This is a genomic window from Acinetobacter sp. 24-47-67 (assembly GCF_056779735.1).
The window spans coordinates 1-223 of record NZ_JBWYIK010000059.1 but is presented as its reverse complement, the minus strand read 5'-3'; the positions used below and the strand labels follow the sequence as shown (position 1 = coordinate 223).

Genomic DNA, 223 nt, shown 5'->3' with positions numbered 1-223 from the left:
CGCGGCCATTGCTACGGTATCGAGTGATGAACCACATAAACGATTGACTGTGGTTGCAGGTACTGTATAAGGAATCCCTGCTAAAAGCGCCGACATACGACCGACGTTACGATTATCTTCACCGGCTTGGTTGGCACAACCAAATAAAACGTCATCGACGACATTCCAATCCACAGAAGGGTTACGTTCCATTAAGGCTTTTAATGGCACTGCACCTAAGTCA

General features: G+C 47.1%; 1 protein-coding gene. It reads right to left on the bottom strand.

Annotated elements, in window-relative coordinates; all coding sequences use genetic code 11:
* On the bottom strand, positions 1-223 hold a 223-nt coding region (locus AC1M9K_RS14680), incomplete at both ends, for a thiolase family protein (protein ID WP_481589664.1).